Origin of the sequence: Thioclava litoralis (genome assembly GCF_045278885.1) — a bacterium.
In the GTDB taxonomy this organism is placed as follows: domain Bacteria; phylum Pseudomonadota; class Alphaproteobacteria; order Rhodobacterales; family Rhodobacteraceae; genus Thioclava; species Thioclava litoralis.
The window spans coordinates 224,416-242,500 of the sequence record NZ_CP135444.1 but is presented as its reverse complement, the minus strand read 5'-3'; the positions used below and the strand labels follow the sequence as shown (position 1 = coordinate 242,500).

General features: G+C 61.4%; 14 protein-coding genes, 1 rRNA gene and 1 pseudogene (1 of these 16 cut by a window edge). 9 read left to right on the top strand and 7 right to left on the bottom strand.

The window, feature by feature from the left end; translation table 11 throughout:
- Positions 1-2: ribosomal RNA gene (locus RPE78_RS14720) — 16S ribosomal RNA — on the bottom strand; it reaches 1,466 nt to the left of the window's first position.
- A gap of 1,278 nt (positions 3-1,280) precedes the next feature.
- Between RPE78_RS14720 and RPE78_RS14715 the strand changes: the two are divergent.
- The 7 genes and pseudogenes from RPE78_RS14715 to RPE78_RS14685 form a co-directional block, all read left to right on the top strand.
- A pseudogene (locus tag RPE78_RS14715) lies at positions 1,281-1,442 on the top strand (hypothetical protein); the annotation flags it as partial.
- Between the two features lie 76 nt (positions 1,443-1,518).
- Positions 1,519-2,106 carry a HupE/UreJ family protein gene (locus RPE78_RS14710; protein ID WP_406721702.1) on the top strand — a complete coding sequence of 196 codons (588 nt, stop codon included), beginning with the start codon at positions 1,519-1,521 and terminating at the stop codon, positions 2,104-2,106.
- Positions 2,096-2,917 (top strand): hypothetical protein, encoded by an 822-nt coding sequence (locus tag RPE78_RS14705; RefSeq protein WP_330647268.1) that lies wholly within the window; start codon positions 2,096-2,098, stop codon positions 2,915-2,917. The genes RPE78_RS14710 and RPE78_RS14705 overlap by 11 nt, the downstream gene beginning before the upstream one ends.
- On the top strand, positions 2,914-3,507 hold the full coding sequence (locus tag RPE78_RS14700) for a DUF1007 family protein (RefSeq protein WP_330647267.1): 594 nt from the start codon (positions 2,914-2,916) through the stop codon (positions 3,505-3,507). The genes RPE78_RS14705 and RPE78_RS14700 overlap by 4 nt, the downstream gene beginning before the upstream one ends.
- 217 nt (positions 3,508-3,724) lie before the next feature.
- Entirely contained in the window at positions 3,725-4,477 is a 753-nt protein-coding gene (locus tag RPE78_RS14695; RefSeq protein ID WP_330647266.1) for a metal ABC transporter ATP-binding protein, read from the top strand.
- On the top strand, positions 4,474-5,346 hold the full coding sequence (locus RPE78_RS14690; RefSeq protein ID WP_330647265.1) for a metal ABC transporter permease: 873 nt from the start codon (positions 4,474-4,476) through the stop codon (positions 5,344-5,346). The genes RPE78_RS14695 and RPE78_RS14690 overlap by 4 nt, the downstream gene beginning before the upstream one ends.
- A gap of 15 nt (positions 5,347-5,361) precedes the next feature.
- Entirely contained in the window at positions 5,362-6,258 is an 897-nt protein-coding gene (locus RPE78_RS14685; protein ID WP_330647264.1) for a metal ABC transporter substrate-binding protein, read from the top strand.
- Positions 6,259-6,351: 93 nt separating this feature from the next.
- On the opposite strand, the gene RPE78_RS14680 is transcribed toward RPE78_RS14685, so the two are convergent.
- Positions 6,352-6,840: an Lrp/AsnC ligand binding domain-containing protein gene (locus tag RPE78_RS14680; protein WP_330647263.1), complete on the bottom strand. Its 489-nt coding sequence runs from the start codon at positions 6,838-6,840 to the stop codon at positions 6,352-6,354.
- Positions 6,841-6,965: 125 nt separating this feature from the next.
- Between RPE78_RS14680 and RPE78_RS14675 the strand changes: the two genes are divergently transcribed.
- Positions 6,966-7,985: a 1-aminocyclopropane-1-carboxylate deaminase gene (locus RPE78_RS14675; RefSeq protein WP_330647262.1), complete on the top strand. Its 1,020-nt coding sequence runs from the start codon at positions 6,966-6,968 to the stop codon at positions 7,983-7,985.
- A 10-nt stretch (positions 7,986-7,995) separates the two neighbouring features.
- Here RPE78_RS14675 and RPE78_RS14670 read toward each other — a convergent pair whose 3' ends face one another.
- The 4 genes from RPE78_RS14670 to RPE78_RS14655 all read right to left on the bottom strand — a co-directional run bounded on the left by RPE78_RS14670 (position 7,996) and on the right by RPE78_RS14655 (position 15,372).
- Complete coding sequence (locus RPE78_RS14670) at positions 7,996-10,527, bottom strand: glycosyltransferase (protein WP_330647261.1); 2,532 nt, start codon at positions 10,525-10,527, stop codon at positions 7,996-7,998.
- Between the two features lie 194 nt (positions 10,528-10,721).
- Entirely contained in the window at positions 10,722-11,915 is a 1,194-nt protein-coding gene (hpxO, locus tag RPE78_RS14665) for an FAD-dependent urate hydroxylase HpxO (protein ID WP_330647260.1), read from the bottom strand.
- A 334-nt stretch (positions 11,916-12,249) separates the two neighbouring features.
- Positions 12,250-13,254: an NAD-dependent epimerase/dehydratase family protein gene (locus tag RPE78_RS14660; protein ID WP_330647259.1), complete on the bottom strand. Its 1,005-nt coding sequence runs from the start codon at positions 13,252-13,254 to the stop codon at positions 12,250-12,252.
- A gap of 60 nt (positions 13,255-13,314) precedes the next feature.
- On the bottom strand, positions 13,315-15,372 hold the full coding sequence (locus tag RPE78_RS14655) for a PAS domain-containing methyl-accepting chemotaxis protein (protein WP_330647258.1): 2,058 nt from the start codon (positions 15,370-15,372) through the stop codon (positions 13,315-13,317).
- 365 nt (positions 15,373-15,737) lie between these two features.
- Here RPE78_RS14655 and RPE78_RS14650 point away from each other — a divergent pair, with 365 nt between their 5' ends.
- The gene (locus RPE78_RS14650; RefSeq protein WP_330647257.1) at positions 15,738-17,054 is read left to right on the top strand and encodes a DEAD/DEAH box helicase; all 1,317 of its coding nucleotides are present in this window, start codon (positions 15,738-15,740) and stop codon (positions 17,052-17,054) included.
- A gap of 43 nt (positions 17,055-17,097) precedes the next feature.
- Here the strand turns inward: RPE78_RS14650 and RPE78_RS14645 are convergent, their stop codons facing one another.
- Complete coding sequence (locus tag RPE78_RS14645) at positions 17,098-17,772, bottom strand: hypothetical protein (protein WP_330647256.1); 675 nt, start codon at positions 17,770-17,772, stop codon at positions 17,098-17,100.
- Between the last annotated feature and the right edge of the window lie 313 nt (positions 17,773-18,085).

The window sequence follows — 18,085 nt, the reverse complement described above, 5'->3', positions numbered from 1 at the left end:
TGAAAGCGATTTACATCGCTAACCTTGACGCATGAACCTTCGCACATCGTCTATCCAATTGGATAAACGCTTTCTGCTTACCGTTCTCACTTGCGTGAAACCGACAAACAGTGAAGCTGACACTCACATCATCGGGCCGAAACCCTAGTGAGCCGATATGCAAACGATCATTTAGTCGATCATCGACCAAACCGCCCGCATATCTCTTCAGTAAAACCATCAATGTCAAAGAGCCGAAGACAAAAATTACCAGCAGCACCCAATCCTCAGGTGCTAACCGCCAACCTAATCTTCCGAATTTCTATCGCTTCAACCGCTTCAAACCGTCTCTTTCGATCCCGTCCGCCGCGGCTTCCGCGCCCCGCTGCGTCGTCTGCCGCTGCGGTGAAGCGGTATTTACGGAGAACACCCACAACCCGCAACCCCTTTTTTCACAAAAACATGCCAAAAACCAAAAAAATCAGCCAACCAACTGAAATTAAAGTATATATTTCGAACAGTTTTATGACACCAATCCCCAACACACCCAAAACCACAGGAATCACCCGCCCCCCAACGCGAGAACAAACCCACCTCAAAGAGCGTCGTAACCAGCCAAAACAGAAACGGGCGACCTCATCGCCGCCCGTCCTCACAAGATCAGACACGCTCAAGCGCGATGGCAATGCCCTGCCCGACGCCGATGCACATACATGACAGCGACGCGGTCCCCGCGCTGACCCCAGCAAGACCAGCGCCTGCCCAACATCCGCCGGACACCCGCGCGCGATCTGGGCCTCGGGGGACCGCTCCGCAGATCATTGGCCCCTTGCGCCCGTCCCTCTCGATCAGCGGCCCCTGCAACCGGCGGGAACACGGTCCGCAAAGCGAGGACGGTGCAAAGACCCGAAAGGACGGGTGGCGCTGTCGCATGTGATATCCGTCTCCAATCGCCCTCGGCTGGCAAGGCAGGACCGATTCCGATTGATCGGCGGGTGTGGAGGCGGGTGTGGCACGGAAACTAAAAGACGACGGTCCCGTATCCATACGAAACCGTCGTCTTCTATTGTAGCACGGCAGAGATGTCCGCCCCCCCTGACCCCGCTCGACCCCGAGGCATCGGGACCTGCGGCGCTGACGGTCTTTCTACAGCAGATCTTCCATACGCTCGAAGAAATGGGCAGCGCCCTGACCGTGCCGATCGCCGCCCAGACAGCCCTCCCAGGTCCGCGCATATTTCCGGCGAAGCTTCGTCACACAGCCCGAGGCGTTGAGGCTCGAAATCCTGCACCCATGCACGCCGTCGCGGCGAGATCGCAGCGGAATGCGACCTTCAGATCCTATCCGATATGATCCACGGCCCCTTCTGGTGCCGCGTTCTCAACGGTGATGCGCTGGATAGGACGGTGACGGAGCGGCTGATCGCCACGCTGTTCTCGCTCGGCACAATCGCCGCGAAGTGAAGCCCTCACCGACAGGCGCGCTTGTTCCGTGGCGTCCTTGCCCGTAAGACATCCAAAACCACACGGGACTTGCACCATGACCTTCCGATCTCTCCCCGTTCTCTTATTGAGTGCGTGCCTACTTTGTGCGCCGACATTGGCCTCGGCCCATATCACGGCGGCGGGGTCCGGTGGCTTCACCGCAGGCTTCGAGCACCCGCTGACAGGATATGACCACTTTCTGGCGATGTTCTCGGTCGGGCTATGGGGCGCACAGATGGGTGGCAAACGGGTCTGGACCCTGCCGGTCACCTTTCCGCTGGTCATGGTGTTGGGCGGCATCGTCGGTATTTCCGGCCTGACCATTTCCGGCATCGAAACCGGTATCGCGCTGTCGATCATCGTGCTGGGTGGGGCCATTGCGGCGGCGTGGCGCCCGTGGGAATGGGTCGCCCTGGCGGTGATTGCAGTATTTGCGCTTTGTCACGGCTATGCGCATGGGGCCGAACTGCCGTTGGCAGCCGATCCGGCAGATTATGCCATCGGTTTCGTGCTGGCCACGGGACTGATCCATGTGATCGGTGTGGGGGTCGGGCTGGTGCTCAACCCGCTCTGGAAGGGGCGGATTTCGCGGCTTCTTGGCGCGGTGATCGCGCTGGCGGGGGTCGGCTTCCTTGTCGGATAAGCCCTCCCCCGCCTTGCGAGCCCGCATCAACGCCTTTGTCCTGTGCTTCACGCTCGGGGGGGCGGCACTGCTGGTGGCGATGCAGCTTTCCGAGGCGATCTCGCTCTGGGTCAGCCAATCGGCGCTGAGCGCCCCGATGCTGCTGACGCTTGCGGCGCTGGGATTTGCCGCCGTACCGCTTGCACGCCAAGGCAAGGCCGCCTCTTTCGTTGGATGGGCGCTCGGGTTCGGGCTTGGTCTTTGGGCGCATGTCGGGCTGATGGCGCTGATCGAACCCCTGCCCGGTGCGGTCAGCCACAAATTCTACACCCTGCCCATCGGTGCGCTGGCTCTGGGGCTGGTGCTGGCGCCGGGCCAATGGCTGACACAGCGCCTGCTCCCTGTGGCGGCCCTGATCAGCGGGGGCAGCTATGCCGTGGCGCTGAAACTGTCGGACCCCAGCTCTGGCGGCGATCCGACGATCGCGCTCTCGGGTCTGGGTCTTGGAGTCTGGATCCTGCTTTGCGCCGCCTGTCTGGGCCGGATCATCCCGCCGCGCGGCACCGTGATCGGCACGCGGATCATTGGCAGCTGGCTGATTGCAATCGCGGTTCTCTATGGCAGTCTCGGCCTGATCGGCAACCGTCTGGCCTCGCCAGTGCCCGCCGACACGCGCCCCATCTGGAAGATGCCCGCCAGCCCCGCCTCCCCCGCCCAACCCCTGATCCAGCAGGCGATCCCCGAAACCCTGCTGCCCCAGCGACAGATCCCCACGGGCCAGATCCCCGCCCCCGACGCCCATAGCCGCCCCGAACTGGGGGTGCAGCCATGAGACGCGCGGCACTGATTGCGCTTGTGCTCGGGGGGCTTGGCCTGTCCCCGCCAGAGGCGTCGGCGCATCCCGAAGACGAGATCGTGGCGCAGCTTGCCCTCGTCATGAATGGCCCAAACGTCACCGAGATTGACGAGACATGGCTGTTCAGCGCGCAGACCTCGCAATGGCTCGTCCAGTCCCTGAACCAGCCGCAACAAGGCCCGTTAAGCCCCGATGCTCTGAACCAGCTGGTGGCCATCGTGCGCGAGAATACGGCCCCCTCGTTATTTTACACAAGGCTGCTGGACGGCGCGCAAGAGCCGCCGCCTCCGGCCGTCTCGGACTTTGCGGCAGAGCTGACCGCCAGCGGCAGCCTGCGGTTTTCCTTCGTGCTCAGGCCGGTGCAACCGCTCGACGCCCGCACCCTGCGCCTTGTGCTGAGCGATCCCGACGCGCTGATGGATCTGCGCCCCGCGCCCGATACGCCGCTTCGCCTGACCGGAGACGGGGCCTCGGCCTGCGTGCCGATCCTTGATCGCAACGCCCCCTCGCCGTTTGACACACCCGACCCTGCCTCGCTCATCGCCCGCCTGCTGTGTCGGGAATAAAGCTGATCAAGCGTATGTGACTTCCCTTTTCTGTCATCTTGACGGAGATAGGGAACGCCAGAATATGTAATATTATTACATTACATATCAGAAAGGTCACAGATATGCCCAGCTTCCCTCTTTCCACCTTCTCGGCCAGCGCCCTGCGGCGGGGGCTGTTTGCCTGCCTCATCCTGATGGGGATGTGGGGGCTGATCGGCTGGGCGGTGGCGCTGCCATGAACAACCGGATCACCTTCGAGAATGTCACGCTGAGCTATGACAGGCGTCCGGCTATCCATCACCTGTCAGGGGTTTTCCAGCCAGCCAGCAAGACAGCCATTGTCGGCCCGAATGGCGCAGGCAAATCCACCCTTCTGAAGGCCCTGATGCGCCAGCGGCTCGGGGTCGAGGGCAAGATCGATTTCGGCGGCCTGAGACCGCAGGATTTCGGCTATCTCCCCCAGCTTGCCGAGATCGAGCGCAGCTTTCCCGTCACCGTAGCGGATGTCGTGGCGATGGGGGCATGGCGCAAGACCGGCGCGTTCCGCAGCCTCGGGGCGGATCTTTCCGCCAAGGCCGCTGCCGCCATCGACGCGGTGGGCCTGACAGGGTTCGAGGCCCGCCAGATCGCCTCGCTTTCGGGCGGGCAGATGCAGCGCACGCTTTTTGCACGGCTGATCTTGCAGGATGCGCCGGTGATTTTGCTTGATGAACCCTTCACCGCCATCGACGAGGCCACCACAGCCGACCTTCTGGCCATCATCGAAGGCTGGCACAGGGAGGGACGCATGGTGATGGCGGTTCTGCATGACATCGATCAGGTGCGCGCCGCCTTCCCCGAAACCCTGCTCGTCGCGCGCAGGATGATCGGCTGGGGGCCGACGGCAGAGGTTCTGACCGAGGCGAATTTGCGTCTGGCACGCAGCACGACCACCGCGTGGATGGCCAATGCAGGCCCCTGCGAGCCCGCAAGGGGGCGCGCCGCATGAGCCTGTATTCAACCGTTTTGCAGCCTTTCGTCGATTACGGCTTCATGCGACGCGCGCTCGTGGCCTCGGTGGCGCTCGGGCTCGGGGCGGGGCCGGTGGGGGTGTTGCTGATGTTGCGCCGCATGAGCCTTGTCGGCGACGCCATGAGCCATGCGGTCCTGCCCGGTGCCGCCATCGGATTTCTGTTGGCCGGTGGCCTGTCGCAGCTGGCGATGGGGATCGGCGGGGCCGTCGCAGGCCTTGGTGTGGCGTTACTGGCAGGGCTGGTCACGCGCGGCACAGGGCTGAAGGAAGATGCAAGTTTTGCCACATTCTACCTGACCTCTCTGGCGCTCGGCGTGCTGATCGTGTCGCTGAAAGGGTCGAATATCGACCTTCTGCATGTGCTGTTCGGCACCATCCTGTCCATTGACGCCGGCGCCCTTTACATGGTGGGGGCAATCACCAGTTTCACTCTGATCGTGCTGACTCTGGTCTACCGCCCCCTTGTGATGGAATGTTTCGACCCGAATTTCCTGCGCTCGGTCGGCGGGCGGGGCGGGCTGTATCACCTGCTGTTTCTGTTTTTGCTGGTCATCAATCTGGTGGCGGGGTTTCAGGCGCTTGGCACCCTGATGGCGGTGGGGCTGATGATGCTGCCCGCCGCCACCGCCCAGCTCTGGGCGCGCAGCCTGCCCGCGATGGCCGCGCTCTCGGCGATGATCGCCATGATCTCGGGCTTTATCGGCCTGCTGCTGTCTTACCATCTGGGCTTTGCCTCCGGCCCGACCATCATCCTGACCGCCAGCGCCTTCTATGCCGTTTCGCTTCTGGTCGCCCCTCAGGGCTTTCTGGCCAGAACTCTCAATCGCCCCCATCTCGAGGGCTAAGCAAAGGATATTTCCATGACGACACCCCGCTTCCTGAAACCCGCGCTTTCGGCGCTGGCCCTTTCGATGGCCATGATGGGCGCGGCCCATGCCGAAACCCTTGATGTCGTCACCAGCTTCACGGTGCTGGGCGATGTGGTGAAAAACGTGGGCGGCGCACATGTGACGGTCCGCAACCTCGTGCCCGTCAATGGCGACCCCCATGATTACGAACCCAGCCCCGAAGACGCCAAGGCCCTCAAAGCCGCGCCGGTGACCTTCCTCAGCGGCGAAGGGCTTGAGAACTGGTTCGACCGTCTGGCCAAGGCCTCGGGAAGCACGGTCCCTCCGGTCATCGTCTCGGAGGGGATCAAAACCCACGAGTTCGAGGAGGATGGCCAGAATGTCACCGATCCCCATGTCTGGAATTCCATCCCCAATGTGCTGATCTGGGTCGATAATATCGAAGCCGCCCTAAGCAAGGCCGATCCTGCGGATGCCGCCGATTTCAAGGCCAACGCCGCCAGCTACAAGGCCAGGCTCACCGCACTGGACGCCGAGATCCGCGCCGAAATCGAGGCCGTACCCGAAGCCAAGCGCAAGGTGCTGACCAGCCATGACGCGTTCGGCTATTTCGGACAGGCCTATGGCATCACCTTCCTTGCGCCGCAGGGGGTCTCGACCGAGACCGAGGCCTCGGCGGCGGATGTGGCCAAGATGATCGACCAGATCAAGGCCGACGGGGTGAAAACCTATTTCGTGGAAAACTCGAACGACCCGCGTCTGGTGAAACAGATCGCGGCCGCCACCGGCGCGGAACCGGGGGGCGAGCTGTATCCCGAAGCGCTTTCGGATGCCTCCGGTCCGGCCCCCAGCTATGAAGCCCTGATGCGCTATAATGCGGCGCAGATCACCAAGGCGATTTCGCAATAACCCTTCGCGGGCAGGGATTCCCCGGACCTTGCCCGCCACCTCCGTCTCCGCGCTCGACCTCCTGCGGTGCCGGAGCATGTTCCAGAGCCTCCCCTAGAACCTTAGCGGAGCGTCGTCCTTGACCTCTTTGATGGCGAAAAACGTGCGGATCTGACGCACCCCCGGCAGGGTAATCAATTCGCGCCCGTGCAGTTTGTTGAAATCCTGCATATTCCCGACACGGATCTTCATCAGATAGTCGAAATCCCCCGCCACCAGAATGCAATCCAGCACCGAAGGCATCTTCTGCACCGCAGCCTCGAATGCGGCAAAGCTTTCAGGGGTCGAACGGTCCAGCACCGCGCCCACCATCACCAAAGCCCCCAACCCGACATGATCGGGCGAAATCCGTGCCCGCACATCCGACATCACGCCGGTCTCGAAAAGCCGCTGCGTCCGGCGATGGCAGGTCGCGGGCGAGATATTGCACCGGCTGGCCAGCTCCGCATTGGTCAGCCGCCCGTCCTGCTGCAAGAGCCGCAAGATCGCCATGTCGATTCGGTCCAGATCCTGGATGGAAGACTCTTCCGCTTTTGACACCATATTTTCAGCTTTCCTTTCACGATACTCGGATTCGAACAGAATTCCCTAAAATCGCAAGCCAAATTAGAAAGCACCTTTCTGCAATGCCTTGCTAGCCTGTGGACATCGTCCAAAGGAGATCCTGCATGAGCCTGCTCGAAAAATTCGAACGCTACCCCCTGACCTACGGCACAACCCCCATCGAATATCTGCCCCGCCTGTCTGCCGCATTGGGTGGCGAGGTCGAGATCTATGCCAAGCGCGATGACTGCAATTCAGGGCTGGCAATGGGCGGGAACAAGCTGCGCAAGCTGGAATATATCGTGCCCGATGCGCTTGCGTCGGGGGCGGATACGCTGGTCTCGATTGGTGGCGTGCAATCCAACCATACCCGCATGGTCGCCGCGACGGCGGCAAAGCTCGGGATGAAATGCGTTGTGGTGCAAGAGAAATGGGTGCCCCATTACGATGCGGTCTATGACCGTGTCGGCAATATCATGATGACCCGCCTGATGGGGGCGGAATCGCGACTGGTGGAGGACGGGTTCGATATCGGCATCCGGCAAAGCTGGGAGGATGCGATCCAGTCGGTCAAGGATCGCGGCGGCAAACCCTATGCCATTCCCGCCGGAGCCTCGGTGCATAAATATGGCGCACTCGGCTATATCGGCTTTGCCGAAGAGGTGGCCGAGCAGGAGAAAGAGCTGGGCTTCCAGTTCGACTATATCATCGTCTGTGTGGTCACCGGATCGACGCAGGCGGGCATGATCGTGGGGTTTGCCGCCCAGAACCGCGCCGAACGGGTGATCGGCATCGACGCCTCCGCCACCCCCCAACAAACCCGCGCGCAGGTGCGCGAGATTGCCGATAATGCCGCGACACTGGTCGGTCTGGGCCGGAAAATCCGCGAGGACGAGATCGTCATCCACGAGGAATACGCCTATCCGGCCTATGGGGTGCCCTCGGAAGAGACCAATGCCGCCATCCGCCTTGCGGCCCGCACCGAAGCCATGATCACCGATCCGGTCTATGAAGGCAAATCCATGCAGGGGCTGATCGACCTGACCCGTAAGGGCGCCTTCCCCAAAGGCTCCAAGGTGCTTTACGCCCATCTGGGCGGCGCGCCTGCGCTGAACGGTTACAGCTATTACTACCGCGAAGGGTGACGCGACAGGCTCAGCTCTGGCAGATCCGCCGGAGAACCTGCGCCACATCCTCATCATTTTGCGGCAGCGGCAGAAGGTGCGCCTCCTGCCCTGCCGCGCGCAAGGCATCCGCCTGCGCGCCAAGATCGAAACACCAGACCGGAAGGCCGGTGGCCAGAGTCTCGCGGGTGGTAAAGGAAAAGGTCTCCGGCCAGATCGAGGGGATCAGCCAGCAATCGATCTTGTAACGTTCGGCCAGCAGGGCAATGTCCTGCCGCGCATAGCTGCCGTGGATCGTGCAGGCCCTGCCAAGCGGATAATTCGGATCGATATTGCCCAACAGAACCAGACGCGCCGCACCGCTCTTGCCCAGTTGGCGGGCCATGATCTGCAAGATCTCCGCCCCCTTCTGGTAGCCGATATTGCCCAAAATCCCGATTGTACGCGGTGCCTCCAGAGGCACGCGCTCGACAGAGGGCACATCCTCCAGCACATCATGCGGCCGCAGCGTGATCTGCGGGGCCAGATCCGGCCAGCAGCCTTGCACGATCTCGCGGCTATTTTCGGAAAACACCACGATCCGCGCCTGGGCAAGCGCGCGATGCCAGAGGTCCTGCCACGCTTGCAACCCGATCTCGAGGCCCTGCGCATCACGCACCCGATGGCAGGCCTGTCCGCCATGCGTCTCAGGGCGTGGCACGCCTTCGAAACGGCCCGTATCGCCCAGCAGCGTATAAGACGGGCTAAGCGGGAAAAAGTCATGGAATTCCACAACAAGCTCGGACCCTTCCGCCGCGCCACGCCATGCCAGCAGCCTGTCGGGAAGCGTTTCGGGACGGGCATCCCCCACGCCGCAGATATAGACAATCCGACGCCGCGGAACCGCCGCCAGAAGATGCGCCAGCACCGCATCGCTTTCCAGATTGGCGACGGTCTCGCCCAAGGGGGTCATAAGCGTCATCCGGTAAGGTGTCGCCCCGCCCAGTTGCAAAACCACCGCCGACTGGCCTTCGGCACAGAGGCGACTGATATCGCGCCGCATCGCGTCTTCGGCACCGCCCCCCAGAGAATGCACGACAAACACCGATAGCGGGGCCTGCTGCATCGCCCCCGCCCATGCCAGCCCAAGCCCCAAACGCGGGCCAATCATCGGATCACGCGCGATGAACCCCTGCACATCCGCATCGAAATGCGGATAGCGGGCCGTAATCCGGCGCCCGTTTTCCTCGATCAGGCGGCGCTTCTCTTCCGACCCGAACGAGGTGCCGCCCCGATGTTCGACAAAAAGACCCGGCACGCCCAGATGCCGCGCGCCCTCGGCCTGCGTTTTGCGACACCAGTCAACCTCCTCGCCATATCCGCGCCCGAACACAGGATCGAATTCGGGAAAACGACGCAGCCAGTCCAGACCGATGCCCATGCAGAACCCTACGCCCGTCGGCAGCTCTGCCAAGGGGGCTTGCGCGAAATACGTGCGCGCGCAGGCATCGAGCCCCTCCGCCACGCCGTCGGGCAAATCCCCGCGCTGGCAGATGACCGGCGCATTCATGATTTCCGCATCATTGCTCATCGGGGTCACGCTCGCCACCCGCGGGTCCGCCAAGGGGGCCACCAAGCGGCTGGCCCAGCCCTCGGGCACCAGAGCATCGGAATTCAACAGCACAACCGGCGCATCCCGCCGCAGGGCTTCGGCAAATCCGCGATTGACCGAACCGATAAAGCCCAGATTGCGCGCGTTTTCCAGCAAGCTCACCTGACCGGCAGGGCGGCTTTCACACCATTTGCGCAAAAAGGGCCGGATCTGCGGATCGGGCGAACCATCCTCGATCAGCACCAGATGCCAGTCCAGATCGGTATGGGCGACAAGCCGCGACAGGCAGAGTTGCAGCAGGTCGAAGGCGTTATAGACGGGCAGGATGATCGTGATCCGCTGGGCCGCCGCGCCCCGCTCGGCAGTCCCTGCGCGGGACAAAAGCGGCGAGTCTTCCGCCAAGCCCAGCTGCCCCGCCCCGATCCGCAGAGGCTGGACCATATCTGTCCGGCCCAGAAACAGCGCTTTCAGCCGCGCTTTGGCACGATCCTTGCGCGCACGGTCTGTGCTGCGCAGATAGATCAGCGCCGCAGGCAAGCCCTGTATCCCCGCCCAAGCGAAGGCCGCCGCCAGACGCAGGGTTTCGACCCCGCGACGCAAAGCCGCCGGATCGCGCAGCGCGATCTCGACCGTCTCGGTCCCCTTGCGGATCACAAGCCGCCCCGTTCCCGCAATATAGGGCAATGTCAGCGAAAACCCGACCTTGCCCGTCCCGCCATAGGCGGCCTGCACATCGGCGCGAAACTGCACCGGCTCCACGGCCAGACGATGCCCTTCGCCGCAGATGAGCCCCACCTCATCAGCCTCGACCCAACCGGAAACGCATCGGTGATTGCCACGGATCTCCTGCGATTCCAGCCAGCCTATCCCCTTGCCGCCTGCCGCCCTGATCGCGCGCGGGCGAAAACCGTATTGCCGATGGATCGAACTATACCGGATGAAAAGGGCCTGAAGGCTCCGCAGAGTAATCACAAAATCCGTCCTTGTCCGTCAAACCCTGTCGCGCCGCGAGTCTGCGCCCCTGCGTCCGCAATCGCAACCGGACAGGGACCCATATAGGGCATTCCAAAGCAAACCTAATCCAAAAAGCATATGGAGAACAAAGAGAATTCTGCGAGCGCCGGACATTCCGCCCGCTCGCCACCCGCCCCGAGGCCCGCAAAGGCTCAGCCGGCAGCAAACTCGGCATAGACAGGGCTGCCTTCCACCGTCTTGGCGATCCCCGCCAGAATCGCCGCGCCGGTTTCATGCCGCAATTCGTCATACCAGCGCTCGGTCACGGCAGGATCAACCCCATGCGTCACATCGCAACGCGCGCGCGCGCGCAAAACCAGATCAGCACAGCGCGCGGCCCGCGCCTGCTGATAGGCCTGAAGCGCCGCAGGAATATCGTCGGTCCCGCGCAGCTTTTCTTCCAGCACCACCGCATCCTCAATCGCCATGCAGGCCCCCTGCCCCAGATCCGGCGTCGTGTTATGCGCGCTATCCCCCAACAGGCAGATCCGGCCTTTGGCCCAAGTGGAGAACGGATCGATATCATGGATTTCCACACGGTTGATCGCCCCCGCATCCGCTGCGGCAATCAACCTTTGCACAGGCTCGGCCCAGCCGGAAAAACAACCCTGTAACAAGGATTTATAGTCCTCACGCGCGGGGGTGTCTCCGGCAGGCATCGGTTGATCGAAGAAGAAATAGAAACGCCCCTGCCCGTTTTCCCCCGCCCCGATCGGCATGATCGAGGCCCGCTTGCCCTGCGCGACAAACGTCGTCCAGCAATCGGCGGGGGCAATCGCGGCATCCATATCCACGATCCCGTTCCAGTTGACATAGCCGGCATAGCGCCGCTCGAGCGGGCCAAGCAGATGGTCGCGCACCAGACTATGCGCCCCGTCTGCCCCGATCACAAAATCCGCGCGGCTCTCGGTGCCATCCGCAAAACGGGCAAGCACCTGCGCCCCCTCCTCCTGCAGCGCGACCAGACGCATTCCCAGCGCGATATGCTCGCGCCCGAACACATCCATCAGCATTTCCTGCGTTGCCGCACGCGCCACCGGATAGCCGCGTATGCCCGCGCTGTTCCAAAGCGGGGTCAGCGGAAAGGCGCACATCGTCTCTCCGGTCAGGCCGTCGATATAGGCCATCCTCTCCATCTGCCCGCCCAGATCACGGATCTGCGCGCCAAGACCCAGATGGTGGAGACACTGGATACCGTTGGGCCAAAGCGATAGCCCCGCGCCGACAGGGCGCACCTCGCGGACCTTCTCGAAAATCCGCACCTCGAAACCGATCCGGCGCAGCGCAATGCCCGCACAAAGCCCGCCAATCCCTGCTCCGATAATCATCACCGTTTTCGTGGACATGGCTGGCGCTCCCTGTGCAATCTGTTTTGTTCAGGCTAGCTGTCGGCGCAAGGCAACTCCAGCGTGTTCCGGCAGGATTTTTCACTTGTCCGCAAAACCCGTTGGAATTGCCCGTAAATTCGGCAGCAATCGGCAGGGCAAACAAAGCGTGCCCCGTGCCTTCAAGCGCGCGGCAGGCTCCTGCGTTTTGTAGAGCAGATCGTCTTTGCGGCGACCGGCATACGTCCTGTCGCCAAACCCGCACTCCGAAAGCCCAAGCCTGCAGGGTGTCGGATGCCCTATCCGCACCATGGCAGATCGCCCCGCGAACGGGAGCACACGCGACATTTACGGATTACAGCGCGTAATAGCTGCGATACCAGTCCACGAAAGACTGCACCCCCTCGCGCACCGACGTTCTGGGCGCATATCCTGTCAGTGATTTCAGCAAGCTGGCATCCGCCCATGTGGCAGGCACATCTCCGGCCTGCATCGGCATCAGATTCTGGATCGCCTCACGCCCGGTCGCCGCTTCGATCGCGGCAATGAATTCGGTCAACTGCACCGCGTTGTTATTGCCGATATTGACCACGCGATAGGGCGCCACCGGCGACAGGCTATCGCCCGCGGGCACATCGGCACAACGCTCGGGCACCACATCGACCAATAGGCGGATCCCTTCGACCAGATCGTCGATATAGGTGAAGTCGCGCTTCATATCGCCGAAATTATAGACATCGATCGGCTTGTCTTCGAAAATGGCACGGGTAAATTTGAACAGCGCCATGTCCGGACGCCCCCACGGCCCATAGACGGTGAAAAACCGGAACATGGTTACCGGTAGATTGAACAGATGGGCGTAAGAATGGGCCATCGACTCGGTGGATTTCTTGGTCGCGGCGTAAAAGCTCATCTGGTGATCCGCGCGATCGGTTTCGCGATAGGGCATCTGGGTATTGGCCCCATAGGCCGATGAGGTCGAAGCCAGCAGCATATGTTTGGGCGGATAGGCCCGCGCGGCTTCCAGCAATTCGAATGTACCGATGATATTGCCTTCAAGATACGCCCGCGGATTGTCGATCGAATAGCGGACCCCAGCCTGTGCCGCCAGATGGATCACCACATCCGGACGTTCCTCTTCCATGATGGACATCAGCAGACCGGGGGTCTCGACCATACCGATAATGTCACGGAAATCGGGCGAAAGGCGCAGCTTTGCCAGCCGCGCCTCCTTCAGAGTGACGTCATAATAATCGGTCATCCCGTCCAACCCGACGACACGCCAGCCTTCGGACAAAAACCGCTGGGACACGAAAGAGCCGATAAACCCGGCAGCACCCGTCACGAGAAGCGTCGGCATGAAAGACCTCCAAATTACCGAGGCCGTTATTGCCCCTTCGGACTGATGTGGCAAGCCTCCTTAACTTGCCAGACGGTCCTCTTCGGCGCCGAGGTCCAGCTCGCTACAGCGGAAATACCCCACATCCTCGCTCATCGTGTTGATTCCACGCTGCAACATCTGGACAGCGGCGGAGCTTTCCTCGGCCATCGCGGCATTTTGTTGCACGGCACGGTCGAGGTCGCTCACGGCGCTGTTCATCTCGTTCAGACCATTGCTCTGTTCCTGCGCCGAAGAGGCGATCTGCTGGATCGAATCCCGGATACCGGTAATCGATTCATCGATCGATTGCAGCGCCTCGCCTGCCTGCCCGACAAGCTCGACCCCCCGTCCGACCTGACGGGTCGACGCCTCGATCAGCGTCGCAATCTCGCGCGCGGCATCCGAAGACCGTTGCGCCAGTCCCCGCACCTCGGAGGCCACCACGGCAAATCCGCGCCCCGCATCCCCTGCACGGGCCGCTTCGACCCCGGCATTCAGCGCCAGAAGATTGGTCTGGAAAGCAATATCGTCAATCACACTGGTGATGCGCGAAATCGACTGCGAACTTGCGGCGATTTCATTCATCGCGGTGACCGCATCATTGACCACAAGGCTCGAACGGTCGGATTGTTCTTTCGCCTTTTCCGCCTTCGCACGGGCGGTCAGGGTCATATCGGCAGCCCCGCGCACCGAGGTGGTCAGCTCTTCCAGCGCAGCGGCACTTTCTTCCAAGGTCGCAGCCTGCCGTTCGGACCGGCGCGACAGCTCTGTCGTGCCCGCTGTAATCGAGGCGGCTTCCTGCGCAATCGAGGCCGTTTGTTCCAAAACCCCGACAATCACACGTTCGATCCGGCTGATCGCATCGTTGAACTGTTGGCGCAGCGTGTTGAATTCCCCCAGATCCTGATCGATGCGCGTGCTCAGATCACCTTCGGACAACCGGCCCAAGCTCTCGGCCATAACGCGGTTCATACGCATGTAAGGCGTGGTATCCACCGCGAATTTCACCACCTTCACAACCTGCCCTGCGGCATTCTTGATCGGGTTGTAGCTGGCGCGAATATGGACTTCCTTACCGTTTTTACCAACACGCAGGAAATCGCCCTCAAGGGTTTTGCCCTTCCGCAAATCTGCCCAATGATCCTTGTAACTCTGGCTCTCGCCATAGCCCGGTTCGACAAACATGCGATGCGACTGACCGATGATCTCGGCGCGCTCGTAGCCCATCACCTTACAAAACAGGTCATTGGCCGAAACGATCTTGCCATAGGGATCGAACTCGATCACCGCCTGCACCCCTTGAATGGCGTGGATCTGCCCTTCCGCATCGGCGGCCAAGTTGCGCGCTTCGGTGATGTCAAAGGCATATTTCACCACCTTGAACGGGCGGCCCTCGGGGTCAATCAGCGTCTCGTAGGTTGCCTGCAGCCAGCAGAATTCACCATCCTTGCGGACACGTTTCACCTGCCCCGATTCCGAAGACCCCTTGGCCAGACGTTGCCAGAACTGCGCATATTCGGGCGTATCAAGCGCGTCCTTGGGCATGAATATCCGGTGATTTTTACCACGGATTTCCTCAATCGTGTAACCGGTCGCCTTCAGGAAATGATCATTGGCATCCAGCACATTGCCTTTCAGATCGAACTCGATCACCGCCATCGAACGTTTCAGCGCATCGACCTGGCTCCGGTTGTCGCGACGGCGCATATGCATATAGGTGATCTCGCGGGCGGCAATCAGCACATGCTCACTGACCCCGTCCTTGTTCGTGATCGGCGAATAGGTCGTATCCAGCCAGATCTCCTCGCCTTTGGCATTCAGCCGCGGTTCGATCTTGTTGACGGGCGTGCCCTGCTTGAGAACACGCCAGATCTCGTTGAAATCCTCCTGTTCGAGGTCTTTCTCACGCACGAGGGTATCATAGTTGTTCCCAAGGGCGTCCTCACGAGAAATCCCGAAAGTTTTTGCAAATAAATCGTTTAGATACAAAAACTTACGATCAAAATCCACGCGTGCAACCGCATGGGAGTTTTCGAATGCACTGACTTCGCGTTTCAGCTCGTCAATCTCTTGATGCAGTTTCTTGGACTTGAACATCGGCTCTCCCGCGAGTCGTAAGAATCACTTATTACCCACCGAGGCTACGCAAAATATGTTAAGCTTAGCTTTCCGGATCACGGGGGCCTGCCCCTTCCCCGCGGGGAAGATTGCAAAGAGCAGAATTGACAAAATCGGAAAAACACCGCATATAGGCATTGGTGCCGCGCTGCCGCGTGAGCAAGCCGCGTCCGTTTGACGCATCGGCACCAGACCCACCCGTTCCCCATCACGCAGGGTTCGTATCGTCCGGCCAAAGCAGACGGGATCCGCCCGTGGCTTTCGAGGTCGCGGCGTCACACCCCTCAGGCCGCCTCCCCGCGGCCACGCCCAGCCATGATGGCATCGGGTAGCAAAGGATATTTATGTTCGATTTCGATATGCTGGGGCTGTCCCCGGCGCTGAAAGATGCGCTGAAAGCGCAAGGCTTTACCGAGCCGACCCCGATCCAGAACAAGGCCATTCCGCTGGCCATGCAAGGCCATGACATTCTGGGGCTCGCCCAGACCGGCACCGGCAAGACGCTGGCCTTCGGCCTGCCGCTGATCGACCAGTTGCTGCAGGCCCCGGGCAAGCCCGCGCCGAAAACCGCCAAGGCGCTCATCCTTGCCCCCACCCGCGAACTGGTCAACCAGATCGCCGACGGGCTGCGCGCGCTGACCAAAGGCACCCGCATCCATATCATCACCGTGGTGGGCGGCCAGTCGATCAACCGCCAGATCGGTGCGCTGCATCGCGGCTGCGACATTCTGGTGGCAACGCCGGGCCGTCTGATCGACCTGATGGACCGCGGGTCGGTCGATCTGTCGCAGACCAAACATCTGGTGCTCGACGAGGCCGACCAGATGCTGGATCTCGGCTTCATCCATGCGTTGCGCAAGATCGCGCCGCGTCTGGGCACGCCGCGCCAGACCATGCTGTTCTCGGCCACCATGCCCAAACAGATGGAAGAGCTCTCCAAAGCCTATCTCAACAACCCCCAGCGCGTGCAGGTCAGCCCCCCCGGCAAGGCCGCCGACAAGGTCAGCCAGTCGGTCCAGTTCATGGACAAGGCCGAAAAGCCCAACCGTCTGCGCAAGATCCTGTCCAACGATATGGGCGCGCTGACACTGGTTTTCTGCCGGACCAAGCACGGGGCCGAAAAGCTCAAGAAAAGCCTCGAGAAAGACGGGTATCCGGCCGCCTCGATCCACGGCAACAAAAGCCAGAACCAGCGCGATCGCGCAATCGAGAGTTTCCGTGCCGGTTCGACCACCATTCTGGTCGCCACCGACGTGGCTGCCCGCGGCATCGACATTCCGGGCGTGGCCTATGTGATCAACTTCGATCTTCCCGAAGTGCCCGATTCCTACGTCCACCGGATCGGCCGGACCGCGCGTGCGGGCCGCGAAGGTCAGGCGATTGCCTTCTGCTCCGAGGAAGAAGTCGAACTTCTGGCACAGATCGAAAAGCTGATGAAGATCGATATTCCGGTTGCGGCAGGCACGCGCCCCGAAGGCACCTCCCCTGCCCCGCGTGGCCGTCGTCGCGGCGGTCCGCCGAAAGCCGGTGCCGTGCGGGCCTTCAAACCCGCGAATGAGGCCAATTCCGGTGGCCCGCGTCGGCGCCGGAATAAACCGCAGGGGGCCAAACGGGGCCCCGCCGATCCGGGAGCGGCCAAACGCCGCGCACCGCAATCCTGATCTTTCCTGCGCCCTGCCGGTTCTCTGGCGGGGCGTTTTCCTGTCAGACATGCGCGATAATCTGGACGCGCTGGATCTGGGGGGCCACGCTGCGGATTACCGCCTCCAGCGTCGCCCGCAGATGGGTATCGATATAGCTCGCCTGAAATTCGGAGCCTGCCCGCAGGACAAGCGTCTCACGATCCTCCGAAAGCACCGATAACTGGGCAAACCACGCGCCCCAAGCCGTTGGATGATGGCGCTGCAAACGGCGGGCGACCTCCGACCAGATCCCGTCGCTGGGCATATCGGCCACCCGTAGCGGCACCACATTGGTCTGCGGCGCACTCTGTTCGACCGGAGCCAGACGCTCCACCAGATCTGGCCCGATCTTGGCCCAACCCTCGCGCGTGTCTTCAAGGATCTGCACCACGTTCAGCCCGTAAAGCGCGACCCTGCCCCGTGCAGCCGGACGCTTTTCAACAAGCCAGCCGCGTTTACGCAGTGCCGCCATCTCGCGTTTGACGGTGCGCACATCCACCGACCACAGTTTCGAGATCTCGTTCTGGCCAATCGAAAGTTCATCACTTTGCCAGTTATATCGCGCAGTTATCAGGCAAATCAGGCGCAGCGCCTGTTTCTGGACATGCTTGTCCTGAGACAATGCATAGCTTCCCAATACAGAAAGCAAATCGTATTTACGTGTGGCCGCACCGCGACCCACTGCCTTTTTCATCATGACACTGCTCCGGCGCTTTAGGGCGCTTCATTCTTCGGACGCTATTTTGCGCCTCGTTAGCCGAGAGTAGCACGATGGTCCACCGCAAGACAACGCTTTCCTCTCGATGTTGGCTATTTGCGTCCGCCAATCCGATTCTGTCAAGCCCGTGGCAATTTCAAGACCCCAACTGATAAATTCAAATCTGAAAAAATGGTAATTATAGGTTAAGGGGGACGCCCTGCATGTCCCCTAAATCGCCCCTATTTGTCACCTTAACTCTACAAAACGCCTCGGTTTTGTCCCCCAAACCCGGGCGGGCGACTCATCCAAA